This is a genomic window from Caballeronia jiangsuensis, from assembly GCF_046030135.1.
GTDB classification, from domain to species: Bacteria; Pseudomonadota; Gammaproteobacteria; order Burkholderiales; family Burkholderiaceae; genus Caballeronia; species Caballeronia jiangsuensis.
On the sequence record NZ_JAQQDB010000010.1, the window covers coordinates 85,974 to 106,485 of the forward strand.

A 20,512-nucleotide genomic window follows, 5' to 3' on the forward strand; every position below is an offset into this window, starting at 1 on the left:
CGCTGGCAGAAAAAAAGGGACGAAAACGGCGTCGCCGGGGCGGATGCAAACGCCCGTTTTCAGCGGGCAGCGGACGGAACCACGGCGGCGGCGGGTGTTTCGATCTTACCCTGATCGCCATTGAGCCGCTTAACGACGGGTTTGCTCCACGAGCCGGTGATCGAATAGTCGAGCGCAAAAGCCTTCTGAATCGATGCCGACAGCGCGATGTCCGCCGCGAGCACGCCGAGGCCGAGCAGCGGATTGATCACCGCCGCGCCGATCGCCGCCGCGCCCGCGCCGACCGTCGGCACCACCTTCACGTGAAGATCCTGCGTCTGCTTCGGCATGTCGACGACGCCCTGCATCTGCACGCGCGCGGGCGACGTGACCATGAGGAAGTCGTCCGTGCGGCTGATGCCGTCGACGATCTTCGCATTGCCCGTGATCTTCTCGAACGGCAGGCCCTTGCCGACGACATCCTCGAAGTGCAGCGTCAGCAGGTTGGCGAGACTGCGCAGGCTGAAGATGCCGAGCCACTTCGCCGCGCCCGGCGCACGCAAGATCTGGCCGTGACGCAGATCGACGGCGACGTTGCCATCGAGCGTATTCACATCGACGGCAGTCGGACCGCCGTTCCAGCCCGCGTGGCCCGAGACCGTGCCGCTGCCCGAATTGACGACATGCGGCGCACCGAAGCGATCGATCAACTGTCCGCCGTTCTTCACGTCGAGCTTGAAATCGAGCGACGTGCGGCGCGGGATCGCGTCTTCCGTGTCTACCTTTAAGACGCCGCCCGGCAGCGTGCGCCACGTCGCGTTCGCGGTGAGCGTCGCGTCGGGGTTGATGAGTTCGAGCTTGTCGAGCGTCCAGATCGGCTCGTCGGCGATGACCTCGTTGTGCGCGTCGACTTCGAGCCGCCCGAGGCTGTGACCGCGAAACACGAGCTCGTTCACGATGAGATCGATCGTCGGCACATTGCGCGGCGGCTTCCTGATGACCGGGCCGACCGTATCGCCCGCCATCTTCTCCGGGATCACGACCTTCGCAAAACGTCCCTGCAGGGTGCCGGGGCTGTCTCTCGTCGCGCCCGGCGTCCAGGCGACATCGCCCGACACCTGATCCGACGCGATGTTCGCCTGCCACTTGCGATCCGCTCCGCTCGCGCCGATCGCGATGTTCTCCCAGCGCCGGTCGAGCAGCTTGAGCGTCGTGAAGTGGATGGCGGCGCGGGTCGGAATGAACTGCTTGACGTTCTCGCTCATCGGCGGGCGCGGCGCGTTCGCGGCGGCGGCGGCTTCCGGCGTCGCGGTGCTGGCGGCGCTGATGTCGGCGAAGGTCTTGCGCCATGCGTCGGCATCGAGCTCGTTCAGATCGGCGTCCACGCTGACGCCCTCGGCCGGCAAATCGGCGGGCTTGTTCACGCCGATCGCGCCGCGCACGACTTTCAGACGCGCGCGCATGTTCATCGGCTCGGCGGCGTTCTGCGGATCGATCTTGACCTGCGCGCGGCCGATCTGCTGCAACACGTAATGCGCCGTCACCGGCCCGAAGCTCAACTTTGCGTCGTGCAGATCCGACGCGCCGCCCGGCGCGGGCTGGAAGGTGAAGGAGAAGGGCATCGGCGTGCCTTGCGCCTTGCCGAACGGCGCGGGCAGATCGATGCCGAGACCCGTCAGATCCGAGTTCGCCTGCACGTTCGGCAGCGCGTTCTTCACGCCGTGCACGTGCAGTTCATAAGGCGCGGCGCCGTTGATGCGCTTCATGAATTCCGCGACCTGCGGCGTGATGCGCCGATTGAGCCGCGTGGCGGCATCCGCGCCGATGCGCCCGTTCACGTCGATCGCATAGCTGCCGTCGGGCTGTACGCCGCCTTTCGCGCGCACGTCGCCGCCGAGCAGTTGCGCAGTGAGGCCGTCGAGCGTCACGGTCTTGGCGGCGAAGTCGGCGCGGCCGCGCAGATGCGTGAGAGGCGGCAGATTGCCGTACGTGACTTCGTTGTCCGCGAAGGTGATCGAGCCTTTGTAATCGGGCTTGAGCGGCGGCAGCGGCGCGGGCGGACGGAAGCGCGGAATGCCGAGCGTGAGCGCGAGCGACGCGTCTCCTTTGGCGTCGATCTTGCGCGTCGCGTGCTTCGCCATCAGGCCGAGCGAGCTGTCGTCGACGTATTGCAGCATGTCGGCGAGCGGGCCGCGCGCGCGGCCGTCGATCCACAGCTTGGTCTCGCGATTGCCCGTATCGTCGATGCGCCCGACGACCTTCGAGACCTTCACGTTGCGGTAATGCCCCTTGTCGATATCGAAGCCGAGCTTGTTCTGCGCGAGCGTGAACGTGCCGTCGATGCCCTCGAATGCCGGCCAGAAGTTCGGCAGGCCGTTGGCCATCTTGCGCGGCGGAAACGGCGTCGGGTCGAACTTGCCGCCCGTGAACGGCGCGTTGATGCGGAAGATGCCCGCGTCGGGAAATTTCGCGTAGGGAAAGCGCGTGAGATCGCCGTGCACTTCGATCGTCCCGTTCTTCGCGACGCCCGCCTGCAGCGCATGGCCGAGATAGACGCGCACGCGCTCGTTCAGGCTCGTCGGCAGATAGCGCACGAGGCTCGTCACCTTCAGATGCGCGACCTTCGCCTTCAGATCGAGATTGCCGCGTCCGTGGCCCTGGTTCCAGTAATCGGCGGTGGCTTCGCCTTCGGCGTCCGCGTTCTTGACGCGCAGACGGTCGATATGGATCGTGAAGGCGCGGCGCAGTTCGCCCGGCGCGATGGCATCCGCGACGGTCCAGTGCGCGTTGCCCTGCAGCGAGTCGAAGGTGAGACGCGGATCGTCGAACGCGCCGGGAATGATGACGGCCGCGTTCTTCGTGTCGATCGTGATCTTGCCTTCCTTCTCGTTCGCGTCGACGGTGCCCCACAGATTCTCGACGCCCGGAATGCCCGCACGCGGATGGTTGTTGATCGTGAGGCCGGGCGGCGGCTCCTGCGCCTGCACGCTCAGGCCTTCGAGATCGCCCTTGAACGCGTAATGCAGCAGCGGCGCGTCGCCCTTCGTGCGCTGTTGCTGCGCTTCTTCCTCGTTCTTCGGCGCGGCGCGCTCGGTGAAGATCGTGTAGTTCGCCACCTGGCCGCGCGGATTGAAGCGCACGAGCTCGTTGAGCACCCTCGCCGGCACCGGCAGCGCGCGCACGAATTCCGCGAGGATGCCGATATCGACGGAATCGCCCGTCAGCCGCACCAGTTGCCCCTTGCCGGCGCTTGGCGGGCGGAACGTGCCTGTCAGCGAGCGCGACACGAGCAGGCGCGCGACCGGCGTGCCGTCATCGAGCGGCGGCTGGCCGAGCTCCGCATGCAGGTCGCGCAGATTCAGCGTGTACTCGGTGTCGTTCTTCTCGATGCTCCAGCCGAAGCGCGCGATCGGCAGATCGAGACGCGGCTGCGTCGCGCGCACGCGCAGCGCCACGTTCGCGCCGGTCAGTTCGCCGGTCGCATTCTGCAACTGGCCGCCCGCGAAGTTCAGCCAGATCTGGTTGTTGATGCGCCCGCCGTACATCTGGAACGGCAGCTTCACGTAGCGCGCGAGCATCGGCAGATCGACGGGGCCGGTCGACATGTAGAGACGGCCGGTCCAGTTCGCGGGCGCGCCCATCGCGGAAAAAGGCTGATGACGGAAGTCCGCGCGATAGTCGAGCGGGCCGTGCAATACGTCGCCGTCGGCGGGCGCCTTGAGCGCGAGCCGATGGCGCGTGCCGTCGTTGATGATCGCGAGATTCAGGCGCTTGAACGCGATCTCGGGCGCTGAGCGTTGCGCGTCGCGCCAGCGCAGCGTGCCGTCGCGCAGAAGAATGCGGTCCTGGCCGAGCAGCCAGGTCGTGAACGCGTTCGAGCCGGTGCGATGCGTGGGCAGCGGCACGCCCGCGACGGACACCGCGCCGTCCGCATTGCGCGCGATGATCACGTCGGGACCATCGACCGTCAGGTCCGCGAGCTTGGGCCGCAGATGCAGCAGCGACGCCCACGCGATGCTCGCGCTCGCGTGCGGCACGGCGAGACCCGGCGAGCCATCGGCGGCATCGATGCTCAGATTGTCGATGTCGAGTGTCGGCGAAAGCCCGGACCATCGCGCGGAAATCCTGCCGATATGCAACTGCGCGTGAATCTTCGACGAGACGAGCTGCTCGATGCGCGGCCGGAACGAATCGACCTGCGGCATGACGACATAGCGCAGGCCGACATACACGCCCGCGACCACGAAATACGCGATGGCCGCGACGACCAGAATGATTTTGAAGACGCGTGAAAGCACGCGCTCGGCGTTGCCGCTGGGCTTGGCTTGTCCAACTTCGTTCGGGTCGACGGATCGTCTGCTGTCGGACATGCTGCGGCTGTCGGGCGATATGGTAGTTTTGCGTGTTTGACGCTGAAATGTAACACGGGCATCGCGGTGATGGCCGCCGCCCGTGCACTCGTGGATGCTCGCAAAGCCGCGCCCGGCAAGACTCGCGGCGCGTTGCGTGAAGTGCGATGTCTTACCGGAAGCAATGAGCGAACCCAACCTTTCATGACCGACGCCACTCTTCTCAGTTCCGACTATTCCAACTATGCGGCGCGCGCTTATGCGGCGCGGCCCGAACTGGCGTCGAATGTCGCGCAGTGGGCGCGCTCGCGCATCACGCGCGAATGGATCGAAGCGCGCCTCGATGCGCACTGCGCGCCATGCACCGAAAACGGCGTGCTCGACGAAGCCGCGCTCAAGACCGCGCTGCGGCGTCTGCGAACCGACGTGTTCTGCACGGTGATGGAGCGCGATCTCGCGGGCGCGGCCGACGTCGCCGAAGTCACCGGCGCGATGACCGATCTCGCCGAGGTCACCGTGCAGCGCGCGCTCGCGGTGTTGTCGGCGGATCTCGAAGCGCTCTTCGGCGAGCCGCGCGGACCGGACGGCGAGCGGCTGACGCTCGGCGTCGTCGGCATGGGCAAGCTCGGCGGGCGCGAGCTGAATGCATCGTCGGACATCGACCTGATCTTCGTTTATGAAGAGGACGGCGAAACCTCGGGCGGCACGCGCTCCGCACTCCCGACGCAGGAATTCTTCACACGGCTCGGCAAACGTCTGATCGGCGCGCTCGCGGAGATCACGCAGGACGGCTATGTGTTCCGCGTCGATATGCGGCTGCGGCCCAACGGCGATTCCGGCCCGCTCGTGTGCAGCCTCGGCATGCTCGAAGAGTATTTCTACGTGCAGGGCCGCGAGTGGGAGCGCTACGCGTGGATCAAGGGGCGGCTCGTTTCGGAGACGCAGAGCGATTCCGCGAAGCGCCTCGCGAAGCAGCTCGAAGCGATCGCGACGCCATTCATCTACCGGCGCTATCTCGACTACGGCGTGATCGCGGCGATCCGCTCGCTGCATCAGCAGATTCGGCAGGAAGCGCGGCGGCGCGCGTCGATGCGTCCCGACAAGGCCGATGACATCAAGCTCGGGCGCGGCGGTATCCGCGAGATCGAGTTCAGCGCGCAGGTGTTCCAGTTGATTCGCGGCGGCCAGGCAGCGGATTTCCGCATTCGTCCGACGCTCGCGGTCCTCGAACGCGCCGCCGCCAACGGCCTGCTCGCGCCCAATGTGTGCGAGGCCCTGTCCGACGCGTATCTGTTCCTGCGCACGGTCGAGCATCGGCTGCAATATCGCAACGACGCGCAGACGCACGCGATGCCCGTCGCGGACGACGAGCGCACGCTGCTCGCGAAGTCGCTCGGCTTTGCTGACTATGCCGCGCTGATGGACAAGCTCGACGCGCATCGCGAGCTCGTCGAGCAGCAGTTCGACGCGATCTTCGCCGACAAGGTGAGCGGGCAGGGCGGCTGCGGCGTCTCTGAGGATTCGGCGGCGTCGTGGATCTGGAGCAGCGCGCTCGCCGACGACTCCGCGCAGGAAGAGCTCGCCGCGCGACTCGCGGAACTCGGCTTCGCGGACCCCGCGCCGGTGCTTTCGCGTCTGACGGGCGTGTGGAATTCGGCGCGTTATGCCGGCTTGCCGTCGCAGAGCCGGGAGCGCTTCGACATCGTCGCGCAGCGGGCGCTCGAAGCCGTGCAGTCGATCGATGCGGGCAAGCGCGGCGACATCATCGTGCGTCTGTTCGATCTGCTCGATGCCATCGGCAGACGCGGCGCGTATCTCGCGCTGCTGACCGAATATCCGGCGGCGCTGGAGCGCGTGCTGTCGGTGCTATCGGGTTCGCGCTGGGCGGCGGGCTATCTGATCCGCCATCCGCAGTTGCTCGACGAATTGCTCGACGACGAAGCCATCGCCAGCCCGTTTGACTGGTCCGAGTTCAAGCGCTCGCTGATCGCGCGGCTCGACGCCGCCGAGGACGTCGAACATCAGATGGATCTGCTGCGTCATGCGCACCAGGCCGAAGTTTTTCGCATTCTGCTGATCGATCTCGCCGGCCATCTGAGCGTCGAGCATGTGAGCGACCGTCTCTCCGAACTCGCCGACGCCGTGCTCGACGTGACCGTGCGCACCGTGTGGAAGCAGTTCCCGAAGCGGCATCGCGAGACGCCGCGCTTTTCGGTCATCGCGTATGGGAAGCTGGGCGGCAAGGAACTGGGCTACGCGTCGGATCTCGATCTCATCTTTCTTTACGACGATGACGACGACGCCGCCTCCGACATCTACGCGATGTTCACGCGCCGCCTCATCACGTGGCTCACCGCGGCGACGGGCGCGGGCACGCTGTTCGATGTCGATTTGCGCCTGCGCCCGAACGGCGAGTCCGGCCTGCTCGTGACCGACCTCGCAACGTTTCGGCGCTATCAGATTCGCGAGGGCGACGCGGCGAACACCGCGTGGGTCTGGGAGCATCAGGCGCTTTCGCGCGCACGTTACAGCGCGGGCGACGCGGAGATCGGCGCGGAGTTCGAGAAGATTCGCGCCGACGTGCTCGTCATGGAGCGCGACGCCGCCGCGCTGGCACGCGAGATCGCGTCGATGCGCCAGCGCGTCGCCGATGGCCATCCGAATCGCAGCGAGCTGTTCGACCTGAAGCACGATCGCGGCGGCATGGTCGATATCGAGTTCATTGTGCAGTACTGGGTGCTGCTGCATACGCGTGAGCATCGCGCGTTTCTGCGCAACGCGGGCAACATCACGCTGCTCAAGATCGCCGCGCAAAGCGGATTGATCGCCGAAGACCAGGCCGATGTGATCGGCGCGGCCTACCGGCATTACCGCAAGCTTCAGCACACGCTGCGGCTCGACGGCATGGAGAAAGCGCGCGTCGATCCGGCCGAGGTTCAGGCCGAACGCGACGCGGTGACGGCGTTGTGGAATCGGGTGTTCGCCGTGGCGGGCTGAGCCCGGCGTTCAGGCGGCCAGCATTTCCTTCGCGTGCTTGCGCGTGGTCGCGGTGATTTCGAGGCCACCGAGCATGCGCGCCACTTCCTCGACGCGCCTGCTCTTGTCGAGCGGCGTCACCGTGCTCACGGTGCCGCCGGCATCGTCGGGCGATTTCGCGACCTGGAAATGCTGATCGCCGCGCGCGGCCACTTGCGGCAAATGCGTGACGCACAGCACCTGACGGTCGCGCCCGAGTTGATGCAACAGACGCCCGACCACTTCCGCGACACCGCCGCCGATGCCCGTGTCCACTTCGTCGAAGATGAGCGTGGGCGTCGGGCTTGCGGTGCTCGCAATCACGGCGAGCGCGAGGCTGATGCGCGCCAGTTCGCCGCCTGACGCGACTTTCGCGAGCGGCCTCAACGCGACGCCCGCGTGACCGGCGACGCGGAACTCGATCTGCTCCAGCCCGTTCGCACCGCCTTCCGCGAGCGGCACGAGCGCGACGTCGAAGCTGCCGCCCGCCATCGACAATTCCTGCATGCCGGCAGTGACCGCGTTCGACAGATGCTTCGCGGCCTTTGCGCGCGCCTTCGACAGCACCTTGGCCTGCGCCAGATATTCGGTTTTCGCTTTCTCCGCTGCGGCGTTGAGCGCGTCGAGATCGGCGGCGGCGTCGAGATCGGCGAGCTGTTGGCGGCGCGCGTCGTGTTCCTCGGGCAGCGTCTCGGGCTGAAGGCGGAACTTGCGCGCCGTCGAGTGCAGTTGATCCATGCGCCTTTCGACTTGTGCGAGCCGGTCGGGATCGAGTTCGAGCCGCTGCGCGTAGTGCGACAGCGAATACGACGCCTCCTGCAACTGGATTTCCGCCGGTTCGAGCGACGCGAGCACGTCGTTCAGCGCGGGATCGATATCGGCGAGACCGCGCACCTTCGAGATGATCGCGCCGAGCTGCGAGATCATCGCTTCGTCGGATTCGGAGAGCGCGCCGAGTGCGCCCTGCACGCCGTCGATGAGACTCGCCGAATGCGACAGCCGATGATGTTCCGCGCTCACTTCCTCCCATTCACCGGGCTGCGGCGCGAGTTTGTCGAACTCGCTCAGTTGCCACGCGAGACGCTCGCGTTCCAGTTGCAGTTCGCGGTCGCGGCTTTGCGCGGTCTCGACGGCCTGCTGCGCATCGCGCATGGCGCGCCACGCGCGATTCACCGCGCCGGCGGTATCGAGCAACTGCGCGTGCGTGTCGAAGAGTTCGCGTTGCGCGTCGGGACGCATCAGCAACTGATGCGCGTGCTGCCCGTGAATGTCGACGAGCATTTCGCCCACTTCGCGAAGCTGCGCGAGCGTCGCTGGCGTGCCGTTGATGAACGCGCGCGAACGGCCGCCCGAATCGATCACCCGGCGCAGCATGACCGAGTCGCTGTCTTGCGACAACGCGTGCTCGTCCAGCCAACGCGTGACTTGCGGATGCGTGCCGAATTCAGCGGTGATATCCGCGCGCGCCTGGCCCGTGCGCACGACGCTCGCATCGCCGCGGGCGCCGAGCGTGAGTGCGAGGGCATCGATCAGGATCGACTTGCCCGCGCCGGTTTCTCCCGAAAAGACCGTGAAACCTGGATCGAAATCGATGTCCAGCGTGGCGACGATGACGAAATCTCGAATGGAAAGATGACGGAGCATGGACGCTTCGGGGAAGGGGAATTCGGGAAGTTCAGAGAGAAGAGGCGTCCTGCGACGGATGCTCGTTCCAGTGCAGCTTCTTGCGCAACGTGGCGTACGAGCTGTAGCCGACCGGATGCAGCACCGGCACCGTATGCTTCGAGCGCCGCACTTCGATCGCGTCGTTCAGCTCGACGGCGGTGAACGACTGCATGTCGAAATTCACGTTGACGTCCCGCCCGCCGATGATCTGGATGGTCACCTTCGAATCGTCGGGCAGCACGATCGGACGGTTCGACAGCGAATGCGGCGCGATCGGCACGAGCACGAAGCCCTGCAACTGCGGATGGAGAATCGGTCCCGCCGACGACAGCGCGTAAGCGGTCGAGCCCGTAGGTGTCGCGACGATCAGGCCGTCCGAGCGCTGGTTGTACATGAAGTGGCCGTCCACCGACACGCGCAACTCCGCCATGCCGGAAAAGCCGCTGCGATTCACCACGACGTCGTTGAACGCCAGCGCGTGATAGATCGGCTTGTCGTCGCGCATGATGCGCGCTTCTAGCAGGCTGCGCTCCTCGCGCTCGAACTGGCCGGCGAGCATCTGCGGGATGATCTCCTGCATCGCCTTCAACGGAATGTCCGTGATGAAGCCGAGCCGTCCGTGATTCACGCCGATGAGCGGCGTCTTGTACGGCGCGAGCTGCCGGCCGATGCCGAGCATGGTGCCGTCGCCGCCGAGCACGATCGCGACGTCCGCGCGCGCGCCCATCTCCGCGATGGAGAGCGCCGGAAACTCCGTCACATCGACATCTTTCGCGGTGCCCGCCTCGAACACGACCTCGAAGCCTTGCTGCGCCAGAAGACCGGCGAGCGATCTCAGCGGCGCCTCGATGCCTGGCGTGTTGGTGCGCCCCACGAGGGCGACGGTCTTGAATTGGCCAATTTCCATGCCGGCATTACACCATAGTCAGAGAGCGAAAAGAACCGCGGGCGATGGCGGACGAGCGTGCTGCGACGGGACCGCACGACGCCGCACGGCACGCCCGTCGTTTATCGCTAGAATGGAGCGGACGTTGAACGCAGCGCACACGGCGCGGCTCGCCGCCCTCCGACTCGTTGAGCTAAAATTTCCCCATGCTAGACCCACGTGCACAAACCCTCCTGAAAACGTTGATCGAGCGCTACATCGCCGAAGGTCAGCCGGTCGGTTCGCGCACGTTATCACGCCATTCCGGTCTCGAACTGAGCCCCGCGACGATCCGCAACGTGATGTCGGATCTCGAGGAGCTCGGCCTCGTCTCGAGCCCGCATACGTCGGCGGGACGCATCCCCACGCCGCGCGGTTACCGGCTCTTCGTCGACACGATGCTGACTGTAGAAGCGCCGCAAGACGAAGCCATGACCACCGCCGTCAAGACCCGCCTGCAGGGCGAGGAGCCGCAAAAAATCGTCGCGGCGGCGGCGAGCGTGCTGTCCAGTCTTTCGTCGTTCGCGGGCGTCGTGCTCACGCCGCGCCGCAGCCACATGTTCAAGCAGATCGAGTTCATGCGGCTGTCGGACAAGCGCATCCTGCTCATCATCGTGACGCCCGAAGGCGACGTCCAGAACCGCATGATGGCGACGCAGCGCGACTACTCGCCCTCGCAGCTCGTCGAAGCCTCCAATTACATCAACGCGCATTTCGCGGGCCTGTCCTTCGACGAAGTGCGCCGCCGTCTGCGCGAGGAAATCGACCAGTTGCGCGGCGACATGACCGCGCTCATGCAGGCGGCCGTGGTCGCGAGCACCGCCGAGACGGATCCCATGGACACCGTGCTCATTTCCGGCGAGCGCAATCTGCTCGAAGTGGCGGACCTTTCCTCCGACATGGCGCGGCTGCGCAAGCTTTTCGATTTGTTCGACCAAAAGACGAGCCTCCTTCAACTGCTGGATGTATCGAGCCACGCACAAGGCGTGCAGATCTTCATCGGCGGCGAGTCGAATCTCGTGCCGATCGAGGAAATGAGCGTCGTGACAGCGCCGTACGAGGTCAACGGGAAGATCGTCGGCACGCTCGGCGTGATCGGCCCGACGCGCATGGCGTATAACCGCGTGATTCCGATCGTGGACATCACCGCGCGCCTGCTCTCGATGTCCCTTAGTCATCAGTGACGCCATCTTGGCGCGGCACGCAAGGCTGCGCCACTAGGCCGTTCGGCCAATGATGCCCGCTTGAGCCCGCCGCTATAATGGTCTTCAACTTTTAGACGACCACCTTCCGGCCCGCTTGCCCTATGCGTTTCGACCTCGAGTTGCCCTCGCAGCCCAGCGCTTCGCATCGCGTCGCGGTGCTGCTGATCAATCTCGGCACGCCGGACGCGCCCACGCCGCGGGCGGTGCGCAAGTATCTGGCGCAGTTTCTGTCCGATCCGCGCGTCGTGGAAATTCCGTCGCTCGTGTGGCAGGTCATTCTGCGCGGGCTGATCCTGCCGTTTCGCGGACGGGCGTCGGCCAAGAAATACGCGCAGGTGTGGATGCACGAAGGCTCGCCGCTGCGCGTGCATACGGAAAAACAGGTCGAGGGTCTGCGGCGGCTGTTCGCGGCGAACGACTATCACGTGATCGTCGACTACGCGATGCGCTACGGGTCGCCCGGCATCGGCGCGATGCTGAATCAGCTGAAGCTCGAAGGTGCCGATCGCATTCTTCTCTTGCCGATGTATCCGCAATACTCGTCGTCCACGACAGCAACCGCGTTCGACGATGCCTTCGCCGCGCTCAAGCGCGTGCGCAATCAGCCGGAAATCCGCACGATCCGCCATTACGCGGATCATCCCGCGTATATCGGCGCGCTTGCCGAACAAGTGCGCGACTATTGGCGGCATCACGGCCAGCCGGATTTCGCCGCGGGCGACAAACTCGTCCTGAGCTTTCACGGCGTGCCGAAGCGCACGATGGATCTCGGCGATCCGTATCACGACCAGTGCCAGTCGACCGGCGCGCTGCTCACGGCCGCGCTCGGACTCACGCCGGTGGAATGCCGCGTCACGTTTCAGTCGCGCTTCGGCCGCGCGGAGTGGCTTCAGCCGTACACCGCGCCGACGGTCACGGAACTCGGCGCGGGCGGCGTCGCGCGCGTGGATGTGTTCTGTCCCGGCTTCACGGCGGATTGTCTGGAAACGATCGAGGAAATCGGCATCGAGGTGCGCGACGAATTTCTGAAGGCCGGCGGCAGGCATTTCCACCGGATTCCCTGTCTGAACGCGACGCCCGCGTGGATCAAGGGGCTCGGCGAAATCGCCGCGCAGCATCTGCAGGGGTGGCCCGTGCAGACCGTGCAGCCGCTTTCCGCGGTGGCCTGAGCACGGCTTTTTCAAGCATTCACCCATGAACTACAAGATTTCGACGGAACCTGGCGCGCGTTTGCGCATCGATAAGTGGCTTTGGGCGGCGCGTTTCTTCAAGACGCGTTCGCTCGCGAGCGATGCGGTGGAAAAGGGCCGTGTGAAGATCGGCGGGGCGAACGTGAAGCCGTCGAAGGACGTGCGTGTCGGCGATATCGTCGAGATCGATATCGAGCGGCTCGTCTGGCAGGTCGAAGTACGCGGGCTATGCGACGTGCGCGGCCCGGCGACGGTCGCGCAGACGCTCTATGCCGAAACCGAGGAAGGCCGGGCGAAGCGCATGGCCGAAGCCGAGCGTCGCAAGACGTTCCACGAACCCGCAGCCGGCTTGCAGGGCAGGCCGACGAAGCGCGACCGCCGGACTATCGACAAATTTTCTCGTTCGGATTGAAGTAACTTTCGATGGTCGCGTGAACGCCACCGTACTCGGTGTTACGGTCCGTCACGACGCCGGACATGCAGATGGTGGTCGTTCCCGCGACGAGTACCAGGGCGACCACCGCGATAGCAAAGGTCAGTTTCATGGTATCCCCGGAGAACGGGTTGCCCGGTCAGAAAGCGACCGGTTCAGGAAACGGGCAAGGGCTGAAAGCGGATTGAAGCATTTCGTAGGATTAGGGTAAACGTGCGTCCTGCGGTGCTTGATTGAAGTGTAGGCGAGTCAGGGCTTTCCCTCAATCTGAAATTGCGCGCCGCGGCGAAGTGTGGGTTACGGGCCATTTCGGTGCCATCGGAGCGCTCGAATTGGTCCGAAAAAATCGCGCAAAAGCCTTGAAAATATGTTCGACGCCCCAATTTCCGCCGTTAGTGCGAAAAACGCGATCCGGACTGCGCTCCGCCGCTTTCGCAACCGATTCAACTCAACAGCAATAGATATTGAGCGACATGGAAAACACGCAAGAGAATTCAGCGAGCCAGAACCCGACGCCCGCCGACGAGAACGCGCGCCAGGCCGCAGACACCACCAGCACGGCGCAGGCTGCACCGGCAGAAGCGGCTGCCACGCCGCAAGCTGCGCCGAACGAGGCCGAGGCCGCGTTGGCCGAAGCGCAGGCCACCATCGTGGCGCTCAAGGAAGACTTCCTGCGCGCCAAGGCCGAGACGGAAAACGTCCGCCGCCGCAGCCAGGAAGATGTCGCGAAGGCGCATAAATTCGCCATCGAAAATTTCGCGGAGAACCTGTTGCCGGTGCTCGACAGCCTCGAAGCCGCGCTCGCCGATCAGTCGTCGGATCTCGCCAAGGTCCGCGAAGGCGTTGAACTGACGCTGCGTCAGCTCACCGGCGCGTTGGAGAAGGGCCGCGTCATCGCGTTGAATCCTGTGGGCGAAAAATTCGATCCGCATCGCCATCAGGCCATCTCGATGGTGCCGGCCGAGCAGGATCCCAATACCGTCGTCACGGTGCTGCAAAAGGGTTACGTGATCGCGGATCGCGTGCTGCGTCCGGCGCTCGTGACCGTCGCCGCGCCGAAGTAACGCGTCTGCGGCGATCACGGCCAGTGTGCCGCGTTCCGGCCGCTTTCGCGGTCTTCGGCGGCGCACGAAAAGATCCGCGCCGCACAAAAAAACTTATAGACCGCATCGCGTTCAGGGTCTTGAAATCGAAACCTGCGCTCTTATCTTGCGTACAGGTATGAATTTTGGGCGTTCGGCCCGGTAAATCGGCAAAAGCCGGCGTCAGGCACGACACACCGCCGCCGCAACGCCACTGCGATCAAAGCTAGGAGAGGATAAAAAATGGGCAGAATCATCGGCATCGACCTCGGCACCACGAATTCGTGCGTGGCGCTGATGGAAGGCAATCAGGTCAAGGTCATCGAGAATTCGGAAGGCGCGCGCACCACGCCGTCGATCATCGCGTACATGGATGACAACGAAATTCTCGTCGGCGCGCCTGCCAAGCGTCAGTCGGTCACCAACCCGCGCAACACGCTGTACGCGGTCAAGCGCCTGATCGGCCGCCGCTTCGAAGAGAAGGAAGTGCAGAAGGACATCAATTTGATGCCCTACAAGATCGTCAAGCACGATAACGGCGACGCATGGGTCGAGGCGCATGGCAAGAACCTCGCGCCGTCGCAGGTTTCCGCCGAAGTGCTGCGCAAGATGAAGAAGACCGCTGAGGACTACCTCGGTGAGCCGGTCACGGAAGCCGTCATCACGGTGCCGGCGTACTTCAACGACAGCCAGCGTCAGGCAACGAAGGATGCGGGCCGCATCGCCGGTCTGGAAGTGAAGCGCATCATCAACGAGCCGACGGCAGCCGCGCTCGCGTTCGGTCTGGACAAGGCCGAAAAGGGCGACCGCAAGATCGCCGTGTTCGACCTGGGCGGCGGCACGTTCGATATCTCGATCATCGAAATCGCGGACGTGGACGGCGAAATGCAGTTCGAAGTGCTGTCGACGAACGGCGACACGTTCCTCGGCGGTGAAGATTTCGACCAGCGCATCATCGATTACATCATCGGCGAGTTCAAGAAGGAGCAGGGCGTCGACCTGAGCAAGGACGTGCTCGCGCTGCAGCGCCTGAAGGAAGCCGCTGAAAAGGCGAAGATCGAACTGTCGTCGACGGCGCAGACCGACATCAACCTGCCGTACATCACGGCCGACGCGTCGGGTCCGAAGCACTTGAACCTCAAGTTCACGCGTGCAAAGCTCGAAGCGCTCGTCGAAGAGCTGATCGAGCGCACGATCGAACCGTGCCGCATCGCGATCAAGGATGCGGGCGTGAAGGTCGGCGACATCGACGACGTGATTCTCGTCGGCGGCATGACGCGCATGCCGAAGGTGCAGGAAAAGGTGAAGGAGTTCTTCGGCAAGGATCCGCGCCGTGACGTGAACCCGGACGAAGCCGTGGCCGTTGGCGCTGCGATTCAGGGTCAGGTTCTGTCGGGCGACCGCAAGGACGTTCTGCTGCTCGACGTGACGCCTTTGTCGCTCGGCATCGAGACGCTCGGCGGCGTGATGACGAAGATGATCAACAAGAACACGACGATCCCGACGAAGCACTCGCAAGTGTATTCGACGGCCGACGACAACCAGGGCGCCGTGACGATCAAGGTGTTCCAGGGCGAGCGCGAAATGGCCGTGGGCAACAAGCTGCTCGGCGAGTTCAACCTCGAAGGCATTCCGCCCGCACCGCGCGGTACGCCGCAGATCGAAGTGACCTTCGACATCGACGCAAACGGCATTCTGCACGTGGGCGCGAAGGACAAGGCGACGGGCAAGGAAAACAAGATCACCATCAAGGCGAACTCGGGTCTGACGGACGCGGAAATCGACAAAATGGTGAAGGACGCCGAAGCCAACGCCGAGGAAGATCACAAGCTGCGCGAGCTGGCCGATGCCCGCAACCAGGGCGACGCGCTGGTTCACAGCACGAAGAAGGCCGTTGCCGAATACGGCGACAAGGTCGACGCTTCGGAGAAGGAAAAGATCGAAGCGGCGCTGAAGGATCTCGAAGAAGCGCTGAAGAGCAATTCGAGCGACAAGGCCACGATTGAAGCGAAGGTCGAGGCGCTGGCTCAAGCCTCGCAGAAGCTCGGCGAAAAGATGTACGCCGACATGCAGGCACAGCAAGGCGCGGCGAGCGCGGCGGCTGGTGCGGCAGGCGCGGGCGCGTCGGCGGATGCGGGCGCGAGCCAGCACCACGACGATGTCGTCGACGCCGACTTCAAGGAAGTGAAGAAGGACTAAGCCGCAAGGGCGCGGGAGTGGCAACGCTCACGCGCTTTTCGGTGGCAACACCGGGACGCGTGACGCGTCTTACGTGTAACGCGCCTGGCGAGCCTCACGGCTCTCCGGGCACGTTGTTTTTTCAGAGGCGCCTTGATTTAGGCGAGGCGCGCGAAGTTTTACGCGCGAGTCGAAGCAACGGACTCGCAGCATCTGACAGGAACCGTCGCGGGTAAGCGCGGCGGCATCGAACCGACATGGCGAAACGGGATTACTACGACGTTCTGGGCGTCGCGAAAAACGCGAGCGACGACGAGATCAAGAAGGCGTATCGCAAGCTCGCGATGAAGTATCACCCTGACCGCAATCCGGACAACAAGAAGGCGGAAGAGAATTTCAAGGAGGCGAAGGAAGCCTACGAAATGCTCTCCGACCAGCAGAAGCGGGCCGCGTACGACCAGTACGGCCACGCGGGCGTCGATCCGAACATGGCGGGCGCGGGCGCGCAAGGTTTCGGCGGTTTCGCCGATGCCTTCGGCGATATCTTCGGCGACATCTTCGGACAGGCCGCGGGCGGCGCTGCTCGCGGCGGACGCGGCGGACCGCAGGTGTATCGCGGCGCGGACTTGCGCTACAGCATGGAGATCACGCTCGAGCAGGCGGCGCACGGTTACGACACGCAGATCCGCGTGCCGAGCTGGGTGAACTGCAACGTCTGTCACGGCTCGGGCGCGAAGCCGGGCACCAAGCCGGAGACCTGCCCGACCTGTCACGGCCAGGGCCAGGTGCGCATGTCGCAGGGCTTTTTCAGCATCCAGCAGACGTGCCCGAAGTGTCACGGCAGCGGCAGCTACATCCCCGATCCGTGCGCGAACTGCCACGGCGCGGGCAAGGTGAAGGAAACGAAGACGCTGGAAGTGAAGATTCCGGCGGGCATCGACGATGGCATGCGCATCCGCTCGGCCGGCAACGGCGAGCCGGGCATCAACGGCGGCCCGAACGGCGACTTGTACGTGGAAATCCACATCAAGCAGCACACGGTGTTCGAGCGCGACGGCGACGACCTGCACTGCCAGATGCCGATCCAGTTCACAACGGCGGCGCTGGGTGGCGAGATCGAAGTGCCCACGCTGGCGGGCCGCGCGAGCTTCACGGTGCCGGAAGGCACGCAGTCGGGCAAGACGTTCCGGCTGCGCGGCAAGGGCATCAAGGGCTTGCGTTCGAGCATCGCCGGCGATCTCTACGTGCATGTGCAGGTGGAAACGCCGGTCAAGCTCACGGAGCAGCAGCGCGATCTGCTGAAGCAGTTCGAAAAGTCGCTGGAGCAGGGCGGCGCGCGGCATAGTCCGCAAAGCAAGAGCTGGTTCGACCGCGTGAAGAGCTTCTTCGACTGATGCGGTTGAGTGCGGTGTACGTCGTGCGAGCATGACGATGAAAACCGAAGAGCGCAGCGCGGTGTTCGCGCTGCTCGACGATTGCGATGCGACCGCCGAAAGGCGGTCGAGTCGTTTGTACACGGACTTCGCGCATGAACGCGTGTGCGTGGATACGCGTGAGCTCGACGCGGTCTGCGGCGACATCGAACGCGATCTGCGAGGCGGTCTTCATGCGGTCGTCGTCGCGGATTACGAGTTCGGGCGCAATCTCCAGTTCGGCAGCATCGGACGCGGCGACGATCATGCGCTGCGCGTGCTCATGTTCCGCGAGTGCGCGCGTCTGTCGCGCGATGAAGTCGACGCGTGGCTCGCGTCCGAAGGCGATGACCTGACGGCAGGCGTCGCGGGCATCGAAGCGAGCGTCACGCGCGATGAATTCGATGCGTCGATCGCCGCTGTGCAGGACGCGCTGCGCGAAGGCGAGTCGTATCAGATCAACTACACGTTCCGGCTGAACTTCGATGTGTTCGGCGCACCGCTCGCGCTGTATCGGCGTTTGCGCGAGCGGCAGGCCGTGCATTACGGCGCGTTGATCGCGTTGCCGGATGGCAGATCGGTCGTGTCGTGCTCGCCGGAATTGTTCGTCGAAAAACAAGGCGATCTGCTGCGCGCCCGGCCGATGAAAGGCACCGCGCCGCGCGACGCCGATCCCGAGGCGCTGCGCCACGATCCGAAGAATCGCGCCGAGAATGTGATGATCGTCGATCTGCTGCGCAACGACATGTCGCGCGTGGCGGTCACGGGTTCGGTGAATGTGCCCGTGCTGTTTTCGGTCGAGCCTTACGCGTCGGTGTGGCAGATGACATCGACGATCGAAGCGCGCGTAATTCCCGGCACGTCGTTCGCCGGCATCGTGCGCGCGCTCTTTCCGTGCGGTTCGATCACCGGCGCGCCGAAGTATCGGACGATGCAACTGATCGACGAAATCGAGAGCACGCCGCGCGGCCTTTATACGGGCGCGATCGGCTGGCTGGATGCGAGCGGCGATTTCTCCATGTCGGTGGCGATCCGCACGATCGTTGTCGATGCCGCGGGCAGGCGTGGCGTGCTCGGCATCGGCGCGGGCATCGTGCTCGATAGCGTCGCCGCCGACGAATACGAGGAGTGTCTGTTGAAAGCACGCTTCCTGACCGGTGCGGACCCCGGCTTCGAGCTTTTCGAGACTACCTATGCGACGCGCGATGAAGGCGTTCGCCACTACGCGCGCCACGTCGCGCGATTGAAGGCGAGCGCCGCGTATCTCGGCTTTGCGTTCGACGAGCGCGCGCTCTCGGCTCAAATCGAGCAGCATTGCGCGGGGTTCGACGCGGGCAAGGCGTATCGCATGCGCATCGCGCTGGACAAGAACGGACGTATCGCGATGACGAGCGCGCCGCTCGCACCGTTGCCGTCGGATACCGTGGATGTGTTGCTCGCGTCCGATCGCGGCTTTGCGCCGCAGTCGTCCGGCGATCCGCTGCTGCGTCACAAGACGACGCGCCGCGCCGACTACGATCGCGCATGGAAAGCCGCCGAAGCCGAAGGGGCCTTCGACATGTTGTTCGTCAACGAACGCAACGAGCTGACCGAAGGCGGCCGTTCCAGCGTCTTCGTGCAGCTCGGCGGCCAGTGGTTCACGCCGCCCATCGACGCTGGCGTGTTGCCGGGCGTGATGCGCGCGGTGCTCATCGAAGAACTCCACGCCGCCGAACGCACGCTGACGATGGACGACTTGCAGAAAGCCGAAGACCTGCTCATCAGCAACGCATTACGCGGTGGCGTGAAGGCAAGGCTTCGGCGCTGAAAGCATCACCACTCGGCGACGCTGCCGTCCGCATGACGCCACACCGGATTGCGCCAGCGATGCCCCACCTTCGCCATCTCGCGCACCTTCTCCTCGTTGACCTCGATCCCTAATCCCGGCCCCTGCGGGATCGTCACCATGCCGTCTTCGTACTTGAAGACTTCCGGATTCCGGATGTAGTCGAGCAGGTCGTTGCCCTTGTTGTAGTGGATGCCGAGACTCTGCTCCTGAATGAACGCGTTGTAGCTCACCGCGTCGATCTGCAGGCAGGTCGCGAGCGCGATCGGTCCGAGCGGGCAGTGCAGCGCGAGCGCGACATCGTAGGCTTCCGCCATCGTCGCGATCTTGCGGCATTCGGTCAGGCCGCCCGCATGCGACGCATCCGGCTGAATGATGTCGACATAACCGCCCGCCAGAATGTGCTTGAAGTCCCAGCGCGAGTAGAGCCGCTCGCCGAGCGCGATCGGCGTGCTCGTCTGATTGACGATATCGCGCAGCGCCTCGACGTTCTCCGACAGCACCGGCTCTTCGATGAACATCAGCTTGAACGGATCGAGTTCCTTCGCGAGCACCTTCGCCATCGGCTTGTGCACGCGGCCGTGGAAGTCGACACCGATGCCCACGTTCGGACCAACCGCTTCTCGCACGGCGCGCACGTTGTCGATGACGCCTTGCACCTTGTCGAAGGTATCGATGATCTGCAACTCTTCCGAGCCGTTCATTTTCACGGCCTTGAAGCCGCGATCGACCACCGCGCGCGCGTTGTTCGCGACATCGCTCGGACGGTCGCCGCCGATCCACGAATACACCTTGATCTTGTCGCGCACCTGGCCGCCGAGCAGCGCGTGAACCGGCACGCCGTGATACTTGCCGAGAATGTCCCACAGTGCCTGATCGACGCCCGCGATCGCGCTCATGCCGATGGGACCGCCGCGATAGAAGCCGGAGCGGTACATGACCTGCCAGAGGTCTTCGATATGGCGCGGGTCGCGGCCGACCAGATAATCGGCGAGTTCATCGACGGCGGCGGCGACCGTATGCGCGCGACCTTCGACGACCGGCTCGCCCCAGCCGGTGATGCCTTCGTCCGTTTCGATCTTGAGGAAGCACCAGCGTGGCGGAACGATGAAGGTCTCGAGTTTCGTGATTTTCATTGAGCGTCTCCTGAAGGGATCTACATGTTATCAAAAAGCCGTTGTGTAGGCATATTAATAGTATTATTCAATTCTGAGCGAATCCTTCGAAACATCAGTCGAATACTCCATAATCGTG

The 20,512-nt window shown here is 64.5% G+C and carries 13 protein-coding genes; 8 read left to right on the plus strand and 5 right to left on the minus strand.

Going from position 1 to position 20,512, the window contains the following annotated elements:
- Positions 1-59: 59 nt before the first annotated feature.
- Positions 60-4,349, minus strand: coding sequence for a YhdP family protein (locus PQR08_RS12855; protein WP_408161345.1), 4,290 nt, complete (start codon positions 4,347-4,349; stop codon positions 60-62).
- Positions 4,350-4,532: 183 nt separating this feature from the next.
- On the opposite strand from PQR08_RS12855, the gene glnE reads away from it, so the two are divergent.
- Complete coding sequence (gene glnE / locus PQR08_RS12860) at positions 4,533-7,325, plus strand: bifunctional [glutamate--ammonia ligase]-adenylyl-L-tyrosine phosphorylase/[glutamate--ammonia-ligase] adenylyltransferase (protein WP_408161346.1); 2,793 nt, start codon at positions 4,533-4,535, stop codon at positions 7,323-7,325.
- A 9-nt stretch (positions 7,326-7,334) separates the two neighbouring features.
- Here the strand turns inward: glnE and recN are convergent, their stop codons facing one another.
- Both recN and PQR08_RS12870 read right to left on the minus strand, forming a co-directional pair.
- Complete coding sequence (gene recN, locus PQR08_RS12865; protein WP_408161347.1) at positions 7,335-8,987, minus strand: DNA repair protein RecN; 1,653 nt, start codon at positions 8,985-8,987, stop codon at positions 7,335-7,337.
- Positions 8,988-9,018: 31 nt separating this feature from the next.
- Complete coding sequence (locus PQR08_RS12870) at positions 9,019-9,915, minus strand: NAD kinase (protein ID WP_408161348.1); 897 nt, start codon at positions 9,913-9,915, stop codon at positions 9,019-9,021.
- Positions 9,916-10,100: 185 nt separating this feature from the next.
- Here PQR08_RS12870 and hrcA point away from each other — a divergent pair, with 185 nt between their 5' ends.
- From hrcA to PQR08_RS12885, 3 genes are all read left to right on the plus strand, one after another.
- Positions 10,101-11,117: a heat-inducible transcriptional repressor HrcA gene (gene hrcA / locus PQR08_RS12875; RefSeq protein ID WP_187607532.1), complete on the plus strand. Its 1,017-nt coding sequence runs from the start codon at positions 10,101-10,103 to the stop codon at positions 11,115-11,117.
- Positions 11,118-11,239: 122 nt separating this feature from the next.
- Complete coding sequence (gene hemH / locus PQR08_RS12880; RefSeq protein WP_408161349.1) at positions 11,240-12,307, plus strand: ferrochelatase; 1,068 nt, start codon at positions 11,240-11,242, stop codon at positions 12,305-12,307.
- A gap of 25 nt (positions 12,308-12,332) precedes the next feature.
- Entirely contained in the window at positions 12,333-12,740 is a 408-nt protein-coding gene (locus tag PQR08_RS12885; RefSeq protein WP_238209779.1) for an RNA-binding S4 domain-containing protein, read from the plus strand.
- Here PQR08_RS12885 and PQR08_RS12890 read toward each other — a convergent pair.
- Positions 12,712-12,873: a hypothetical protein gene (locus tag PQR08_RS12890; protein WP_181291003.1), complete on the minus strand. Its 162-nt coding sequence runs from the start codon at positions 12,871-12,873 to the stop codon at positions 12,712-12,714. The two genes, PQR08_RS12885 and PQR08_RS12890, sit on opposite strands and share 29 nt — an antisense overlap.
- A 361-nt stretch (positions 12,874-13,234) precedes the next feature.
- Between PQR08_RS12890 and grpE the strand changes: the two genes are divergently transcribed.
- From grpE to pabB, 4 genes are all read left to right on the plus strand, one after another.
- Positions 13,235-13,825, plus strand: coding sequence for a nucleotide exchange factor GrpE (gene grpE / locus PQR08_RS12895; protein ID WP_408161350.1), 591 nt, complete (start codon positions 13,235-13,237; stop codon positions 13,823-13,825).
- Positions 13,826-14,086: 261 nt separating this feature from the next.
- Positions 14,087-16,042: a molecular chaperone DnaK gene (gene dnaK, locus PQR08_RS12900; RefSeq protein WP_187607536.1), complete on the plus strand. Its 1,956-nt coding sequence runs from the start codon at positions 14,087-14,089 to the stop codon at positions 16,040-16,042.
- Between the two features lie 236 nt (positions 16,043-16,278).
- On the plus strand, positions 16,279-17,415 hold the full coding sequence (gene dnaJ, locus PQR08_RS12905; RefSeq protein ID WP_035497750.1) for a molecular chaperone DnaJ: 1,137 nt from the start codon (positions 16,279-16,281) through the stop codon (positions 17,413-17,415).
- Positions 17,416-17,452: 37 nt separating this feature from the next.
- Positions 17,453-19,240: an aminodeoxychorismate synthase component I gene (gene pabB / locus PQR08_RS12910; RefSeq protein WP_408161351.1), complete on the plus strand. Its 1,788-nt coding sequence runs from the start codon at positions 17,453-17,455 to the stop codon at positions 19,238-19,240.
- Between the two features lie 5 nt (positions 19,241-19,245).
- Here the strand turns inward: pabB and dgoD are convergent, their stop codons facing one another.
- The gene (gene dgoD / locus PQR08_RS12915) at positions 19,246-20,394 is read right to left on the minus strand and encodes a galactonate dehydratase (RefSeq protein ID WP_187607537.1); all 1,149 of its coding nucleotides are present in this window, start codon (positions 20,392-20,394) and stop codon (positions 19,246-19,248) included.
- Positions 20,395-20,512: the final 118 nt, after the last annotated feature.